Source organism: Pseudomonas sp. EA_65y_Pfl1_P113, assembly GCF_963970525.1.
Classification (GTDB): Bacteria; Pseudomonadota; Gammaproteobacteria; order Pseudomonadales; family Pseudomonadaceae; genus Aquipseudomonas; species Aquipseudomonas tritici.
The window spans coordinates 1-462 of record NZ_CAXAQM010000530.1 but is presented as its reverse complement, the minus strand read 5'-3'; the positions used below and the strand labels follow the sequence as shown (position 1 = coordinate 462).

General features: G+C 67.3%; 1 protein-coding gene. It reads left to right on the top strand.

From position 1 onward, the window contains the following. The coding region (locus AACY52_RS30920; RefSeq protein ID WP_339561484.1) for an alpha/beta fold hydrolase at window positions 1–462 on the top strand (462 nt) is incomplete at both ends.

The following is a 462-nucleotide window of genomic DNA, read 5'->3' as shown; positions in this document are numbered from 1 at the left end:
GAGCGCTATCACGTCATCGCCTATGACCATCGCGGGACTGGCCGCAGCGATCGCGCTTTGCCCGAAACGGTGTCGGTCGAGGACTTTGCCGCGGACATGCTGACGCTGCTCGACACGCTCGGCGTGGCGCGCGCGACGATCGTCGGCCATGCCGCGGGCGGTGTGGCGGCGCTGGCGCTGGCGCTGTTGGCACCGGAGCGGATCGACAAGTTCGTCGTGGTCAATGGCTGGGCGTCCCCCGATCCGCATTTCCTGCGCTGTTTCGACGCGCGGCTTGCATTGCTGCGCGATAGCGGTGTGGAGGCGTATCTGCGGGCGCAGCCGATCTTCCTGTATCCGGCCAACTGGATTTCGGCGCATCACGCGGCGCTGGAGGCGGAACTGCCCGCGCAACTGGCGCAGTTTCCGGGCGTCGCCACGATGGAAAAACGCATCGCCGCGCTGGCCACCTTCGACATCGCC